Raw genomic sequence first — 16,241 nt, 5'->3', positions numbered from 1 at the left:
CACTCTCCCGGGTTACCCACAGCCGGTCTGTGGACAACTCGGCCATCTGTGGATAACTCACGGCCACCGAGCAGTCGGAGGTACCCGATGACCCTCGAAACGGTCTGGTTCGTCGTCATCGCCTTCTTCTGGCTCGGCTACCTCTTCCTCGAAGGCTTCGACTTCGGCGTCGGCATGCTGCTGCCCGTCCTCGCGCGGGACAACACCGAGCGCCGCGTCATGGTCAACACCATCGGGCCCGTCTGGGACGGCAACGAGGTCTGGCTCATCGTCGCCGGCGGGGCCATGTTCGCCGCCTTCCCCGAGTGGTACGCCAGCCTCTTCTCGGCCGCCTACCTGCCGCTCCTGCTCGTGCTGCTCGCCCTCATCGGCCGCGGCGTCGCGTTCGAGTACCGCGGCAAGGTCGACTCCGACCGCTGGCGCCGCTCCTGGGACCGCGTGATCGTGGCCGGCTCGTGGATCCCGCCGCTCGGCGTCGGTCTCATCCTCGCGACCACCGTCCTCGGCCTGCCCCTCGACGCCGACGGCAACCGCATCGGCTCCGCGTTCGCCGCCTTCCGCTGGGACACCGTGCTCGGCGCGGTCGCGATCGCCGCCTTCTCCCTCACGCACGGCGCGGCGTTCCTCGCTCTCAAGACCAGCGGTGAGCTGCGGGAACGCGCCCGGACCACGGCCATCAGGGCACTCCCGTTCGCGATGGTGCCGATGGTCGCGTTCCTCTCGGTCGTCCAGTGGCGCACGGGCACCCTGTGGACGCTGCTCGCGTTCGGGATCAGCGCCGTCGCCGCGGCGGTCGCCTGGCTGCGGCTGCGCGCCGACCGCGACGGGCAGGCCTTCGCCGCGCTCGGCGTGGTCATCGCCGGGACCGCCGTCACGATGTTCGGCGCGCTCTTCCCGAACGTGCTGCCCTCGACGCTCGACGCCGCCAACACCCTGACCATCGCAGGCGCCGCGTCGAGCCCGTACACCCTGACCGTCATGACCTGGGTCGCCGTGTTCGGCGCCCCCGCCGTGCTGATCTACCAGGGCTGGACGTACTGGGTGTTCCGCAAGCGCATCGGCACCCAGCACATCCCGGCGGTCCACGCACCATGACGAAGCTTCCCGGCCGCGCTCCCCTTTCCGCCTCGGAGTCCACAGTGGACTCGGCGCGGCCGGGAAAGGGCCCGCTCGGCGCACTGCCGGCCCTCGTGCCGGCCGTGCGCCGGGCGCTGGCCCTGGTGGGGTTCCTCTCCTTCCTCAACGCCGCCGCGCTGGTGGCCCAGGCATTCCTGCTCGCGGACGTCCTCGCGGCGATCGTCGGAGCAGGTTCCGGGGGACGCACCGCCCAGCTGGCCGCGCTGCTCGCGCTCGTCGCGACGCGTGCTGGGACCGGCTGGGCGGTGCGCACGGTCTCCGCCCGCGCGGCTGCGACCGCGCACCGCGAGCTGCGCGCGAAAGCCGTCGACCACGTGCTGCGCCTCGGCCCCGAGTGGATCGCCCGCCGCGGCCACGGCGAGCTGACCGCGCTCACCACCCGCGGTCTCGACGCGCTCGACGCGTACTTCCGCGAGTACCTGCCCGCGCTGGTGACGGCGGCGGTCGTGCCGCTCGGCGCCGGCGCGGCGATCCTGTTCGCCGACTGGCCGTCCGGCGTGATCGTCGCGCTCACCGTGCCGCTGCTCCCGGTGTTCGCGATCCTCGTCGGCAAGTACACGGCCGGGCGCGTCGCCGGCGCGGCCGACGCGACCCACCGGCTGTCCGAACGGCTGCTGGAGCTCGTGCGCGTGCTGCCGGTGCTGACCGCGTTCCGCCGCGCCGCCGCGCAGGGCGAGACGGTCCGGGAGCTGTCCGAACGCCATCGCCGCGCGACGCTCAAGACGTTGAAGGTCGCGTTCTCCTCGGCGTTCGTGCTGGAACTGATCGCGACGCTGTCGGTCGCGCTCGTCGCGGTGGTGATCGGCGTCCGGCTGGTCGGCGGGAACCTGCCGCTGGCCATCGGGCTGGGCGTGCTGATCCTCGCGCCGGAGTGCTACCAGCCGCTGCGCGCGGTCGGCGCCGCGTTCCACGCCAGCGAGGACGGCGTCGAAGCGGTCCGGCGCGTCGCCGACCTGCTGGCGGTACCGGCGCCCCCGTCCGGGACCGCGGTCCCGGCGCGGGGCGAGGTGCGCGTGTCTTCCCTGCGGGTGGCGCGACGCGGCGGGTTCGCGCCCGACGGAGAGACGTTCACCGTCCGCCCGGGCAAGACGGTCTGGCTCCGCGCGCCGAGTGGTGGCGGCAAGTCGACGACGCTCTCGACGCTGCTCGGCTTCGTCCCGGCTCACGACGGCGTCGTCACGGTCGGCTCGACGAACCTGGCCGACGCCGACGTCGCGCGCTGGCGCGAGCAGGTCGCGTGGGTGCCGCAGTCGCCCGTGTTCACCGGCGGGACGGTTCGCGAAGAGGTGGGTTCCGGCGCCTTGCTCGCCGAACTCGGCCTGACCGGGCTCGCGGACCGTCCGGTGGCCCGGCTTTCGCTGGGGCAGCGTCAACGCGTCGCGGTCGCCCGGGCGCTCCGGCGAGTTCGGGATGGCGCGTGGTTGCTCCTGCTCGACGAGCCGACGGCCCACCTGGACGAGGCCAACGCACGCCTGGTGCTCGACGCGGTCCAGCGAGCGGTCGACGACGGCGCGGCGGCGATCATCGCGGCCCACGAGCACACGGCGGCGGTCGACCTGCCGCCCGGCGTCTCGCCGCCGGCTGCTGAGTCCACTGTGGACAATCCGGTGTCGCCGCTGCCGTGGCGGGCACTGCTCGACGGCCGGCTCTTCGGCGGCGCGGCACTGGGCGCGCTCGCGCTGCTGGCGGGGGTGGCGCTGACGGCGACGTCGGGCTGGCTGATCGCCAAGGCGTCGCAGCAGCCGCCGATCCTGACCCTGACGGTCGCGGTGGTCGGCGTCCGCGCGTTCGGGCTGGGCCGCGCCGCGCTGAGGTACGTCGAACGGCTGGTCACGCACGACGCCGCGTTCCGCATCGCCGGCCGCCTCCGGGTGCGGCTGTGGAATTCGCTGGTCCGGCTCGGTCCCGCGCGGGGCCCGCGCGCGGGCGAGGGGCAGCGTCGCCTGGTCGCCGACGTAGACACGGTCCGCGACCTGCTGCCGCGGGTGGTGTCGCCGCCGCTGGTGGTGGCGCTGGTCGCGGCGGGCGCGATCGCCGTGCAGACGTGGGTGCTGCCCGCGGCCGGCCTGGCGCTCGCGGCGGCGGTGGCGGTGGGGCTGTGCGCACCGTGGGTGGCACTGCGCGCCGAACGCCGCGCGACGACGGTGCTGGCGGATGGCCGTCGCGAAGTGGCGTCGCGTGTCCTGGTGCTGTTCGAGGCGGCGGCGGAGTTGCTGGCGTTCGGCACGGACCGCGACCACCGCCGCGCGCTCACGGAGGCGGACACGCGCCTGGTGCGGCAGGCGCGCCGTCAGGCGTTCGGCGTGGGCGCGGCAGAAGCACTGATCACGCTGGCCTGCGGAGCGGGCGCGGTGGTCAGCACCGAGCTGGCTGCCCAGGCGGTCGCGGCGGGAAGCCTCGAACCGGTGCTCGCGCCGCTGCTGGCGCTGGTGCCGCTGGCGCTGGCGGAGGTGCTGGCGCTGCTCCCGCCGGCCGCGCAGCACTGGGACACCCTCCAGCACGCCCGGCTGCGGCTGGCGGAGAGCACCCGAGCTGGGGAGACCCGGCGGGGTGCCGCCTTGGATGCGGCGGCGGCCGGGCATCGCGGCGTGGCGCACGAGGCCGGGCTGCGCGGTGCGCCGGAAGAAGCTGGGGCCGGGCTGCGCGGTGTGCTGGCCGAGGCTGAGGTGCGGTTGCGCGATGAGCCGGCCGAGGTGGATGCCGAGCGTCGCGTGGTGCTGTGCGGGGCCGATCTCGGCTGGCCGGGCGGGCCCGTGATCCTGCGCGATGTCGACCTCGACCTGGCGCCGGGCACCTACGCCGCGGTCGTGGGGCCGAGCGGTGCCGGCAAGTCGACTCTCGTCGCCGCGCTGCTGGGCTTTCTCGCTCCCCGGCGCGGTGTGGTCGCCGTCCCGGACCGGGTCGCGTGGGCGCCTCAGGAGCCGATGCTCGCCGGTACCACCGTGGCCGAGAACCTCCGTCTCGCGCAGCCGGCGGCAACGGCGGACGACCTGCGCGAGGCGTTGCGGCAGGCCGCGCTCGCCGATGTCGAGCCGTCGACGGTGCTGGGCAGCGGTGGCAGCGGACTGTCGGGTGGCCAGGCGCAGCGCGTCGCGCTGGCGCGGGCGTTGCTCGGGGCGCCGTCGGCGGGGCTCGTGCTGCTCGACGAGCCGACCGCCCACCTCGACGAGCCGACGGCGCAGGTTGTCCGCGACCACCTGCGTGAGGAGCTGGCGGGGCGGACCGTGGTGCACGTGACCCACCGGGCGGAGGAGGCTGACGGCGCGGACGTGGTCCTCGAGGTTCGCGACGGCCGGGTCGTCGCGCGGGTGCCGGTGTCGTGATCGATTCTCGAAGCGTGCTTGCCGCGCCGCCGAGGCACCGCGCGATAATGGCGGAACTCATGGATCCGACGCTTGCCGCGCGGGCGCTGTCCGCCGCCACCGAGATCACGAGCACCGCCCTGTCCGGCGACGACCCGGGAGCGGTGCTGGACACGGTCGTCGCCAGGGCGGCCGAACTCGCCGACGCGGACCTGGGCCTGGCCATGGTGAGCGCCGAAGACGGCCGAGTGGTGGTCGAAGCCGCGCACTACGCCGGCGCCCACCCGGCGGCGGCCGAACCGGCAACCCCCGCGGAGGACACCGCCGCCGCCACCGCGGCAAGCGGGCTGAGCGCCGGGGAGGCCTTGCGGGGGCTTGCCCTCCCCGCCGACTCCGCAGCCGGGCAGGTTGCCCGGGGTGGTGAGCCCATTGCCAGCGCCGACTTCATCGTCGACCCGCGGACCGCGCCCTACGTTCCCGCCGAACTCCATGGCTATGGGCCGTTCGCCGCCGCGCCGTTCGGGTCCGGGGGGCGTGTTCTCGGGGCGCTCACCGTCTACCGGAAGCGGGGGCGCGAGCCGTTCTCCGCCGGGACCGTCGAGATGCTCGTCGCCTTCGCCGCCCAGGCCGGGGTCGTGCTCGCTCTTGCCGAAGGCGCCAACGCTCGTCACCGCGTCGCGCTCTACGAAGAGCGGGAGCGGATCGCTCGCGAGCTCCACGACGTCATCGTCCAGCGGCTCTACGGCGCCGGGATGCAGCTCGACCGGGTTCGGCGCAACATGCGCAAGCGGTTCGCCCAGGCCGACGGCGCGCGGCTTTCGGATGCGATCGACCAGCTGGACCAGACCATCGAGGAGATCCGGGGCACCGTGCGCGCGCTGAGGTCACCGGAGCCTCGCCACGACACCGGCACGCCCACCGACCTCGCCGAGTCGGCGCGCGGCGAGGTCCGCATCGCCGGCGAGCTGCTCGGGTACCCGCCGACCCTGGAGCTGTCCGGCGAATTCGCCGACATCCCCGCGGAACGCGCCGACCACATCCGGGCCGCCCTGCGCGAAGCACTGTCCAATGTGGTCAGACACTCCGGCGCGAGCGAAACCCGCGTGACCTTGACCAGGGACTCCGGCGGCGTGAAACTCCGTGTCCGGGACAACGGTTCCGGCGTCCCCCAAGGCGTCGCGACTCGTGGCCTGCGTCATCTTGCCGAACGCGCGGATGCCGCAGGCGGCAAGTTCTTCCTGAACTCCTCGCCCAGTCTCGGCACGCTCGTCGCGTTCGACCTCCCACTCGACTGACCGCGATCTACCCTTCTCGGGTCATCCCGCCTCCCTTCCTCGCCCTCGCCGAAGATCGTACCGGCTTTTCGAACACCCATTCGACTCACATTCGAGTGAAACTGGCAGGGCAAAACCGCCCATCGAGATGGCGGACCGTGACGACCGGTGAAAAGGTTGCAGCGAACGGCGGCTTGCGGACGGGACGGCTGCGCGGAGTTACTTCTCCCGGCGCACGATCCAGGCGGCCGCCTGCGTCCGGCGCTGCATGCCGAGCTTCGCCAGCACCGACGTGACGTAGTTCTTGACCGTCTTCTCGGCGAGGAACAGCCGCTCGGCGATCTCGCGGTTCGACAGGCCCTGGCCGATCAGTTCGAGCACGTCGCGCTCGCGCTCGGTCAGCGTCGCCAGGTCGTCCGTCGGCGGGTGCCGCATCTTGTCCAGCACCCGCGCGGTGCTCACCGGGTCCAGCAGCGACCGCCCGGCCGCGACCTCGCGGACCGCGTACACCACGTCCTGCCCCCGCACCTGCTTCAGCAGATAGCCCGCGGCGCCGGCCATGATCGCGCCGACCATCGCCTCTTCGTCGTCGAACGCGGTCAGCATCAGGCAGGCCGGCGGGTTCGGCTTGGACCGCAGTTCGCGGCAGAGCGTGATGCCGTCGCCGTCGCCGAGGCGCACGTCGACCACCGCGACCTCCGGTTCGACGTGCATCGCCACCGCGAGTGCCTCTTCGACACTGCTCGCCTCGGCGACGACCTCGATGTCCGGCTCGTCGCCGAGGAGGTCGCGAAGCCCGCGGCGGACCAGTTCGTGGTCGTCGACGAGCAGTACCTGGATCGGCATATGCCCAGGCTACGGGGTACGAGCACGCCGCGGTGACGGCTGGTCCGCACGTCACACCGGCCGAGTCGGATCAATTACCCCCAAAGTGTGACCGAGGATCTCGTAACAAACCCGCCGGTACGCATTTTCGCCGCTGATTCCGCAGGTCAGCGGCGAATGGCGAAGAATCACGAGCCCGCCGGATTTTGGTGGGCCGCTGGCGTTTCCGGAATTCCGGAATGGTCCGTAACAACGTCGCCGGCACCGCGATAGTAACCAGGCAATCGCCCCGATTCTTCCTGAAAGGACCTTCCGGTGTCCTTGTTTCGTCGTGTCCTGACGACGGCCGCGGCCGTCGCCGGGCTCGCTCTTCTCGGTCCCGTTTCCCTCGCCTCCGCGCAGCTCGCGACCCCGCTCGCGGACAACTTGAACTGCTCGGATTTCAAGTACCAGGAAGACGCCCAGGCCGTTTACGACCAGGATCCCTCCGACCCCAACGGATTGGACGGAAACCCCAAGGACGGCAAGGCCTGCGAATCCCTGCCCCACCGCCCGCAGCAGAACACGTCGACCCCGGCGTCCGAGCGGCCGTCGACCACGACGAAGACCCACACCGCCCCGAAATCCACCACCACCAAGAAGTCCACGACGGGCAGCCAGGTCAAGGTGAAGCCGGTCGGCGGCGTGGCCACCGGCGGCGGTGAGCCGGACGAAGGCGCCCCCGTCGTCCTGGTGCTGAGCGGCGCGCTGCTCGCCGCGGCGGCGTCCGGCGGCATGGTGTTCTACCTGCGCCGGCGCACGAGTTGAGGCACCCGCGCCTGTGGCCGGCGGTCACGGCGGTCGTCGCCGCGCTCGGCTCGGTCCTGGTGGTGGCCTCCGTCCTCGCCTTCTCGCCGCACCCGCCGGAGGAGGTCGCCCCACCGTCCGCCACGCCTGTCGAGATCGCGCCGTCGACCACCGCCACGCCGTCCGGCGACGGGCTCCCGGCGGCGAAACCGGCCTCCCTGAGCATCCCGGCGATCGGGGTGCGGACCGACGTGCTCAAGGACCTCGGCCTCACCTCGGGCGGCGAGCTCGAGGTCCCCGGCGACGCCACGACGGTCGGCTGGTTCACCGGCGCGCCGTCACCCGGCGAGGCCGGCCCGGCGGTGCTGGCGGCGCACGTCGACTACAAGCACGTGCCCGGCGCCTTCTCGCGGCTCAAGGAGCTGCACCCGGACGAGCAGGTGCGGGTCGGCCGCTCCGACGGCCGGACCGCGGTCTTCACCGTCTACCGCGTCGACCGCTACGCCAAGGCGGAGTTCCCCACGGACCAGGTCTACGGCGACACGGCCGGCCCCGAACTGCGGCTCATCACCTGCGGCGGGGAGTTCGACCGGTCGAGCGGCAACTACCTCGACAACGTCGTGGTCTACGCGCGGCTCACCGGCGTCGAGGCCTAGCTCAGGTCGATCCTCGCCAGCTCGAGCCGCCGGTACGCGCGGTCGCCGAGTGACCAGACGTCCAGGACGTCCCCGTCGAGCTCCGGGTACGCGATCACCAGCCGGGTGGGACCGTCGTCCGCCTGGTACCCGACGTCCGCCGGGATCCCGGCTTCGAGCTGCCAGCACAGTTGTTGCTGCTTCGGCGTGAGACGTCCCGCGTAGCGGTCGCTCATCGCCCGCGCGAGCTGCCCGCGCAGCAGGTGCGGGCCGCTCGCCGGCGCCGCGAGCAGCCGCTCGGCGTGGTCGAGCGGATCGGGCGGCAGCTCGCCGGGGTCGGCGTCGCGGACGACGACCTTCGGCTCGGCCGGTTCGCGGGCGGGCAGCACGATGCTGCCGTCGGCGGCGTGGTGGGTCGGTGCGTATCCGGCTCCGCGCAACGCATCGAGCGTGCTGGCAGCGTCCACTGTGGACGTGAGGACGGTCGGCGCCACCGCGCGCAGGCCGAGTTTCGCGAGCTTGCGGTGCGCGGCCAGCTCGGCGAGGACGGCGGGTTCGCCGACGACGACGCTCGCGATGTCGAACACCTGCGCCTCACCGTGGCGCCGCGCGACGTCGTTGACCAGGTACACCAGCGGTTGCGGCAGCTCGCCCGCGGCGATCGCGGCCAGCTCGTCGAGCAGCTCGGCGGCCGTCGCGCCCTGGTCGAAGGCCCGCCGGACGGTCGCCGGGGAGAACCGCCAGCTGGTCGCGGTGCCCTGGCTCTCGCGGTCGGCGACGCGGTCGAGCGACGCGGCGAGCCGGGCGTCCGGCGACCCGGGCACGATCGCGGTCAGGTCGGTGCCGAACAACGCCGTCGTCCGCGCGCGGGCGACCAGCTCGTCGGTGACTTCGACCAGCTTTTCTTCGTCGAGCAGGGCCCGGCCCGCCGAGGTGACGGCGCCGTGCGCGACGACGCCGAGGAGCTCCGACTCGGAAAGCGCGTCCCGCACGTGGCCGGCGAGGTCGTCGGTCGGCAGCATCGGCGCGTGCCACTCGGCGAGCCGGGCGAGCGCGTCGGCGTCGGCGATCGCGGCGCCGGGCTCGAGCCGCGCGAGCAGCCGCACGACGAGGCGTCGCACCAGCGCGACGACGTCGGTCTCGTACTCCGGCGGCGCCGGTTCCCACCAGGTCGTCAGCAGCAGGCGGTAGAGCAGTGCCGGCGCGGGCCGGGCGAGGTCGGGGTCCGGCGCGAGCGTGGGCGGTGGCGCCTTCTGGCCGCGGCGCGGCGGAGGCGGCTCGTCGGCCAGGAGCAGTCCGGCCTGCGCCGCGAGGTCGATGGCCAGCTCGATCTCCGCGGGCGTCGCGCCGGTCTCCTTGGCGACCTTCTTGACGAGCCGCGCACCGATCGTGCCGTCCTTGAGCAGCGGAAACGGCTCCGCGCCGGCGAGTTCGAGGACGGCCGAGACGCGGTCGAGCAGCCGCAGCGCCGCGGCCGACGACGTGGCTTCGGCCGACTCGGCGCCGACGTGCGTGACGGCGTACTCCGGTTCTTCGGGTGTGAACGGCAGCTGGTACTCGGGGCCGCGCAGGGCGAGCGACACCTCGATCGGCATCGCCGCGCTGCCGTAGTAGGTGCCGAACAGGAAACCGTGGTCGAACGCCCAGCCTTCGGCGATGTGGAACGGCAGTATCCCGTCGGCCTCGGGAACGCCGTCGGCCATGTCCTGCAACAGCTTCCGCGTCGGCTCGGGGGCGGCGCGGAACAGCTCGCGCACGCGGTCGCCGTCGCGGTAGAAGCGGACGAGCTCCTGCCGGCCTTCAGGGAGCCCGAGAGCCCGGGACAGCTGCGCAGCGCGGCTCCGGCCGATCTCCCCGAGCAGCTCCGCGACCGGCTGACCGAGGCCCTCGGCGCTGAAGTTGTTCTTGTGCAGGAGGTCCAGGAGCCGGACGCCGTCGGGGTCGTGCCACAGCAGAGCGCGCTCGGCGAGTTCGTCCAAAAAGGACTCGATGGTCCCGGTGGTGGTGCCGAGCAGCCGCGCGATCTCGCCGACGGGCGTCGGCCGCGACCCGAGCGCGTGGCACAGCTGCGCGGCACCCAGGACCTGCACCTGCGGCAACGACAACCCGAGCACGGCATCGTTCACGGACTGCGGGGACGCGAGCCGGGCGGCGACGACGTCGAGCCGCCGCGGCCACGGTTCGTGCAGCACGTCCGGTCGGTGGGCCAGCACTTTCGCCAGCCCCTCACGATCCAGGGCGGCGAGCCTGCCGAGCAGTTCGTCGGCGGTGGTCATCGGCCCAGGTTAGTTGCCCGCCGAAGTCCTTCGCGGATGGGGCCATTCGGGTGGTCCACAGGCTGCAGGTGTGACAAGCGTGCTCGGGTAAACGATCTCTGTCCGGAAGCCAGGGGACGGAGTGAAACGAGACATGCGTGAGGTCAATCCATTGGGCGGCTGTCGCCATAGCGGATCTTCTGGCATCCTGGAACGTTCGTCTCAGAACGGCGGACCCTCACGTGCTGGTCACGTCTGGTCAAGCGAACTGTTCTGGCGAGGGGAAGCGGGATGACCGCGCAGCTGGACACCGGCCGAATCGACGCCGTTGCCGTCAAAGCGGCGGAGTGGCGTCGCAACCTCATCGACCTGAGCTTTCGTAACACCCTCCTCTACTTCAAGAACACCAAGCAGGGCTGCCTCGACCTTACGGCGGCCGAGCCGGCAGCCCTGGGGGAACTCGTGGCTGGTGGAAAGGTCCGGTTGAGCAAGCTGGTGCCGGAGCCCGACAAGCTCAGAGACGCCTGCGGGCGAGCGAAGAGCCTCGGGAAGCGGATCCAGCTTTTCGAAGAGGAACAGGGCGTCGACGTCGGCCATGTCGCGTTCGGGCTGGTGCGCACCGTCTCCGGCCAGCGCCGCGGAGCAGTACCGGTACCTCCGCTGCGTGCACCGCTGCTGCTCCGGCCGGTCGTGGTCAAGGCGAGGACCACTTCGGAGAGCGACTACACCCTGGAGCTCACCGACGAACCGGAGCTGAACCCCGTCCTGCTGCACGCACTCAACGAGCAGCACGGCGTGGACAGCGAGGGACTCGCCGACCGGCTGGCGCAGGTGATCGACGGCACGTCCGATCACACGACGCAGATGGAGCGAGCGCACGCACGGCTGGCCGAGGTCGCGGCGGTGCACGGGATCGAACTGCAGCTGGAGCAGGCCGTCGTGGTCGGCACGTTCAACTACGAGAAGCTGCCGATGGTGGAAGACCTGGCCAACGCGACCGAGCTGCTGGCCTCGCACGACCTGGTCGCGGCTATGGCCGGGTTCATCCCGGCTCACGAGTCACTCGCCGGCGAGTTCCGTCCGCCAGCGGTCGACTCGGTGCGCCCCGCCGACGAGTTCCTGGTCCAGGACGCCGATTCCTCGCAGCACCGGGCGATCATGACTGCGCTTTCGGGGCGCCACGTCTTCATCGAAGGCCCGCCCGGCACCGGGAAGAGCCAGACGATCGCGAACATCATCGCCGGGGCCGCCGCGACGGGGAAGAAGGTGCTGTTCGTCGCCGAGAAGCGCGCCGCGATCGAGGCGGTCCTCAACCGGCTTGCGGCCGTGGAGCTGGACGGCCTCATGTTCGACCTGCACCAGCGGAAGATCAACAAAAGGGAGGTCGCCCAGCAGCTGGCCAGCAGCCTGGACCGCATGGCGAAGGAGCCGCCGGTTGGCGTCGAGGCTTTGCACGGCCGCCTGGTTGCTGCGCGGCAGCGGCTGCTTGATCACACGCGCGAGCTGCACACCCGGCGGCAGCCGTGGGGCGTGAGTGCTTACGAGGTCCGGAGCCGGTTGCTCGACCTGCCGCCGGGCGGGGACATCCGCGGCGCTTTCCGCGGCAACCACCTGCGCGCGCTCGATGCGGCTGTCGTCACCGAGCTCGAGCAAACGATTCAAGAGTTCGTCGAGGCCGGCGGGCTGCGGATCCTTCGTCGGGAGACACCTTGGTGCAACACACAGGTCAGGACTCCGGATGAGGCGGAAGCAGTGCTGGTCCAGCTCGACCAGGTTGCCAACCAGACCCTGAAGCGGAGCCAGCACGGTATGTACCGGCTCGTGGCCCGGGTGGGGTTGCGGCAACCGCAGGACTTCGCCGGCTGGGATCACGTGCTCCAGCTGCTCGACGGCGTCTCCCGGAGCGTGCAGGCCTTCGGACCGGCGATCTTCGGTACTCAGCTGGACGATTTCGTCCAAGCGACGGCGGACCGGTCGACAAGGGCGCGGTACTCGCGAAAGCTGTCATGGGGCCGCCGCCGGGCACTGGTCAACCAGCTTCGGACGATGTCGAGCGCCGGCTTGACCAAGAAGCGTGATCTGCACGCCGCACTGGCGGCCGTGACCGGGCAACGGCAGCGATGGCGGGAACTCGGTGGCCAGGATGTGGCCCCGGCCGAGATCATCGGGCTCGACCAGGTAGTGCACGAATACGGCGAGATGCGCCGGCAGCTGGCAGCGGTCGCGTTGTCGGCCCGCTGGCCTGAACTGGATTCCGGGCCTGCGCCTGAAGTGGAGCAGCGGCTCGCGGCGTTGGCCGACGACAAGGACATGCTGTTCTTGATGCCGCGGCTCAACGCGCTGCTCGACCGCTTCCGTCAGATCGGGCTCGACCCGCTGCTCACCGAGATCGCGGGCAAGAACCTGCGGCCTGACGACGCCTGGCGAGCGTTCGAACGCATCTGGCTCTCGTCGATCGAAGACGACTTCAAGCTCCGGATTCCAGCACTCGGCCAGTTCGTGGCCGAACGGCATAGCCGCACCGCGGCAGACTTCCGTGAGGCGGACCGGGAACACTTCACGACCGCGGCGCGGCGAGTCCGCAGGCAGGTGGCCAGGCGCGCTCGCGAAGCGCAGGACACCTATCCGGACCAAGCGCAGATCCTCAAGAAGCAGGCCAGCCTGAAGACACGGCACATGCCAACCCGGAAGCTCGTCGAGAAGACGTCCGACGTGCTGCTTTCGCTCCGGCCGTGTTGGGCGATGTCGCCCTTGGTGGTGAGTCGGATGCTCCCCGCCGAACGGCTCTTCGACCTGGTGATCTTCGACGAGGCAAGCCAGATCCGACCGCACGACGCGATCACCTCGATCATGCGCGGGGAGCGGCTCGTTGTGGCCGGCGATGAGAAGCAGCTTCCGCCGTCGAACTTCTTCGACCGCGCCATCGCGGTCGACGACGAGGACGACGAGGACGACGGCGACCTTTCGGACTACGAATCGATCCTGACCGCCTTGCGGCCGATCATGCCGGCAACGGAGATGCTGCGCTGGCACTACCGGAGCACCGACGAACGGCTGATCGCGTTCTCGAACCGGGAGATCTACCGCAACAACCTGGTGACGTTCCCGGGCGCTCAGCGGGACACCCCGGTCACGCTCGTGACCGTCGCCGGTGAGGCGTCGCCCGGGCAAAATGGTTCGGCCCCGGCCGAAGTCGACCGGGTGGTCGAGCTGATCATGGAACACGCCCGGACCCGACCCGGGGAGAGCCTCGGTGTCATCACTCCTGGCGTCAAGCACCAGGCCCGGGTGGAGCAGCGCCTGAACCAGGCTCGCCGGGAACATCCCGACCTCGACGAGTTCTTCTCTGACGAGGAGGAGCTCGGCCGCAGGTTCTTCGTGAAGAACCTGGAGAGCGTCCAGGGTGACGAGCGTGACGCGATCATCCTCACGGTCGGAGTCGCCCGGACCGCTGCCGGCAAGATCAACCGCACGGCGTTCGGCATCCTCAACCGGAAGGACAGCGAACGACGCGTCAACGTCGCCGTCACCCGTGCAAAGCGGCGAATGACCGTAGTGGCGTCGTTCACTCACAGCGACCTCGCGCCTTCGGACGAGGTGACCGGGACCGAGCTGCTTCGCCGTTACCTGGATTTCGCGACCCACCTGCAGATCGACCATGTCGGCCGTCCGGACGACCTGCCGCTGAACGGTTTCGAGCGGTCGATCCGTGACGCGCTGGTGGAGCGCGGTGTCCCCGTCCATCCGCAGTGGGGCTTTTCGGGCTATCGCATCGACTTCGCCCTCGAGCACCGGGACCAGCCGGGGCGGATGGTGCTGGCCGTCGAAGCCGACGGTGATCGTTACCATCGGTCTCACAGCGCCCGCGACCGGGATCGGCTTCGCCAGGCGCACCTGGAAAACCTCGGTTGGCGGTTCCACCGCGTCTGGTCTTCGGCGTGGTTCGCGAACCCGGCGCAGGAGGTCGACAACATCGTCGTGGCCTGGCACCAGGCGATGGCGGAGGCCGACGCCGTGGCCGCGGTCGTGCCGGAACGCACGCCACCGCCCCGGCCTGCGGATCCGCCACCGGCCTCCGTCCGAGGGCCGCGGCCGCGGGTGCCGGCCGGGCTGGCCATCCAGGAGTACAGCGAGCGGCAACTCATCGAGATCTGCCGCTGGCACATGAGCGACGGCCTGCTACTCGACCGTGATGAGCGGCTTCGGCAGGTGATGGCCGAACTGGGTTTCCAGCGCCGTGGCCCACGCATCGTCGCGGCGTTGGGCCGGGCCATCGAGATCGCGCAGCGCCTTGCTGACAAAGAGGAGAACTGAATGTTCCCGTTGGACTCACGGACCGTTGACCGGCTGGCCGAGGTGATCGTCGACATGGGCGGCCCGTACGAGCGGAAGGGGTACCAGCTCGAGGAGCTGCTGCGCGGTGCCGGATGGACGGAACCGCCCGAGTACGACGGTTCGCCGCGGATACCATGGTTGCGCGAGCAGCTCACCGAACGTCGTGACGACCGTCCCGCGATCGAGCGGCTGATCTGTCGGGTGTGCGATCCGATCGAGTACGACGACGGACCATCGACCGCCGACGAGTTCCGCGTGGTGATCAACGAAAAGCTGGCCGCCGAGGGCTTGGTGGTCACGTTGGTCGCCGGCCGTCCGGTGCTTGGGGAGCTCGCCGCGGATGGTGAGAAGCCGAGGTACACCGTGCCACCTGATCTCCGGAAGCGGCTGGATGCGTTGATCAACGACACCGGTGCGGTGGAAATGCTGAGCCGCCGAGTGGAAGAGACCCAGGTCTGTGAGGTGGGCGGCGCCTACACGATGGCGATCATCGGCATCGGCAGTTTTGTGGAAGGCCTGCTGCTCACGGTGCTGACCGAACGGGATGCCGAGATCAAGGCCAACGGCTTTGCCGATTCCGAACAGCGGAACCAGCGCGGGAGGCACGACCGAGCCACCCTGCAACAGCTGATCGACATCGCGCACGCCAAGGACTGGATCCAGCTGGACGCTAAGGCGTTCGCCCATAACGTCCGGGATTTTCGGAACTTCATTCACCCGCGCAAGGAAATGACCGAACAGCCGCGGTTCGACGCCGACAGCGTGATGCTCTGCTGGGCGCCGGTGCACGCCATTCTGAACGATCTGGAACAGAAGCTGGGCCCCACCGGTGGTCGGTGAACCGGGGATCCGGCCCGTCCAGGCGCCGGCAGGGTCCCCGGTTTTGGTCATTCCTTGTCGCAGGCCGTTCCGTCACCGTCACGATCGAGTCCGGAACGGTATCCCGGCTGCCCCCGGTGAATGGGTGTGACGCCTGCGGCCTTCGCTTCCGCGCAGTTCTTGTAGTAGACGCTCTTGTCCGGTTTCGGGGCCGGCGGATCCGCCACGGTCGTCCGGGGCGGCTTGGGCGCCGCCTTCGTGGCCGGTGCGGGCGGTGCCGAAGTCGGTTGAGGATCGGGTTGCGGTGCGGGCTCCGCGAGGGTGATCGATCCGTTGCACGGCGGGCCCCAGAACCCCTTCACGGCCTGACGGGCGGCCGTTTCGGCCGCCGCCAACGCGGAACCGGTGGCCTTGAGGTATCCGTTCGACACGGCCAAAGTGGCGTAGTCCTGGCCGTCGGCCAGCGCCACAGTGACGCCGGATGCGCTGTCTGCGCCGAGTCGGACCACGGTGCCGATGAGCTTGGTGCCGGCCCAGGCCACCGTTTCCGCGCCGAAGCAGTCGCCGGCCGCCCCGGTTGTGGTGACGTCTTGGACGTGCACCGTCCGGCGCTTTCCGTCATTGGCCACGACGTCGAAGTTCGCGGCGTCCGTCACGCTCGCGACGGTATAGGTGACCGGGGCGGGCGTGGTGGTCGTGGTGGTGCTGTCGCTCGTGGGTGCGGCTGGCGCCGCAGTGGGGTGCTCCTCTGGAGCCTTCCCGAAAATCGCGCCGAGAAGGAACAAGACGGCAAATACTGCCAATATGATCTTGAGCCAGTTCGGAAAGCGCCTCTTCGCGCGCGACTGCCCCTGGTCGGACGGATGCATCGAG

The 16,241-nt window shown here is 70.9% G+C and carries 10 protein-coding genes; 7 read left to right on the top strand and 3 right to left on the bottom strand.

The window, feature by feature from the left end; genetic code table 11:
• The first annotated feature begins 87 nt into the window (after positions 1–87).
• Genes cydB through QRX60_RS10615 form a run of 3 tightly spaced genes read left to right on the top strand, consistent with a single transcriptional unit; the run spans position 88 to position 5,734 of the window.
• A complete protein-coding gene (cydB, locus tag QRX60_RS10625) occupies positions 88–1,095 on the top strand; it encodes a cytochrome d ubiquinol oxidase subunit II (protein ID WP_286000600.1) in 1,008 nt (335 codons plus the stop codon).
• Positions 1,092–4,460 carry a thiol reductant ABC exporter subunit CydC gene (gene cydC, locus QRX60_RS10620; RefSeq protein ID WP_286000599.1) on the top strand — a complete coding sequence of 1,123 codons (3,369 nt, stop codon included), beginning with the start codon at positions 1,092–1,094 and terminating at the stop codon, positions 4,458–4,460. Before cydB ends, cydC begins: the two co-directional genes overlap by 4 nt.
• A gap of 59 nt (positions 4,461–4,519) precedes the next feature.
• Positions 4,520–5,734, top strand: coding sequence for a GAF domain-containing sensor histidine kinase (locus QRX60_RS10615; RefSeq protein WP_286000598.1), 1,215 nt, complete (start codon positions 4,520–4,522; stop codon positions 5,732–5,734).
• Positions 5,735–5,932: 198 nt separating this feature from the next.
• Here the strand turns inward: QRX60_RS10615 and QRX60_RS10610 are convergent, their stop codons facing one another.
• Positions 5,933–6,559 carry a response regulator gene (locus QRX60_RS10610; RefSeq protein WP_286000597.1) on the bottom strand — a complete coding sequence of 209 codons (627 nt, stop codon included), beginning with the start codon at positions 6,557–6,559 and terminating at the stop codon, positions 5,933–5,935.
• Positions 6,560–6,853: 294 nt separating this feature from the next.
• Between QRX60_RS10610 and QRX60_RS10605 the strand changes: the two genes are divergently transcribed.
• Positions 6,854–7,345 (top strand): calcium-binding protein, encoded by a 492-nt coding sequence (locus QRX60_RS10605; RefSeq protein ID WP_286000596.1) that lies wholly within the window; start codon positions 6,854–6,856, stop codon positions 7,343–7,345.
• Positions 7,342–7,980, top strand: a complete 639-nt coding sequence (locus tag QRX60_RS10600) for a class F sortase (RefSeq protein WP_286000595.1) — start codon at positions 7,342–7,344, stop codon at positions 7,978–7,980. Before QRX60_RS10605 ends, QRX60_RS10600 begins: the two co-directional genes overlap by 4 nt.
• Here the strand turns inward: QRX60_RS10600 and QRX60_RS10595 are convergent.
• The gene (locus tag QRX60_RS10595) at positions 7,977–10,235 is read right to left on the bottom strand and encodes a helicase-associated domain-containing protein (protein ID WP_286000594.1); all 2,259 of its coding nucleotides are present in this window, start codon (positions 10,233–10,235) and stop codon (positions 7,977–7,979) included. The two genes, QRX60_RS10600 and QRX60_RS10595, sit on opposite strands and share 4 nt — an antisense overlap.
• Positions 10,236–10,505: 270 nt before the next feature.
• On the opposite strand from QRX60_RS10595, the gene QRX60_RS10590 reads away from it, so the two are divergent.
• Both QRX60_RS10590 and QRX60_RS10585 read left to right on the top strand, forming a co-directional pair.
• The gene (locus tag QRX60_RS10590) at positions 10,506–14,528 is read left to right on the top strand and encodes an AAA domain-containing protein (RefSeq protein ID WP_286000593.1); all 4,023 of its coding nucleotides are present in this window, start codon (positions 10,506–10,508) and stop codon (positions 14,526–14,528) included.
• Positions 14,529–15,389 carry a hypothetical protein gene (locus QRX60_RS10585; RefSeq protein WP_286000592.1) on the top strand — a complete coding sequence of 287 codons (861 nt, stop codon included), beginning with the start codon at positions 14,529–14,531 and terminating at the stop codon, positions 15,387–15,389. It begins immediately after the preceding gene.
• Between the two features lie 47 nt (positions 15,390–15,436).
• On the opposite strand, the gene QRX60_RS10580 is transcribed toward QRX60_RS10585, so the two are convergent.
• Positions 15,437–16,237 carry an excalibur calcium-binding domain-containing protein gene (locus QRX60_RS10580; protein WP_286000591.1) on the bottom strand — a complete coding sequence of 267 codons (801 nt, stop codon included), beginning with the start codon at positions 16,235–16,237 and terminating at the stop codon, positions 15,437–15,439.
• Positions 16,238–16,241 lie beyond the last annotated feature (4 nt).

Origin of the sequence: Amycolatopsis mongoliensis, assembly GCF_030285665.1 — a bacterium.
Taxonomy (GTDB): Bacteria; Actinomycetota; Actinomycetes; order Mycobacteriales; family Pseudonocardiaceae; genus Amycolatopsis; species Amycolatopsis mongoliensis.
Note: the sequence above shows the minus strand (reverse complement) of the source record. Positions and strands in the feature narration are given on the sequence as shown.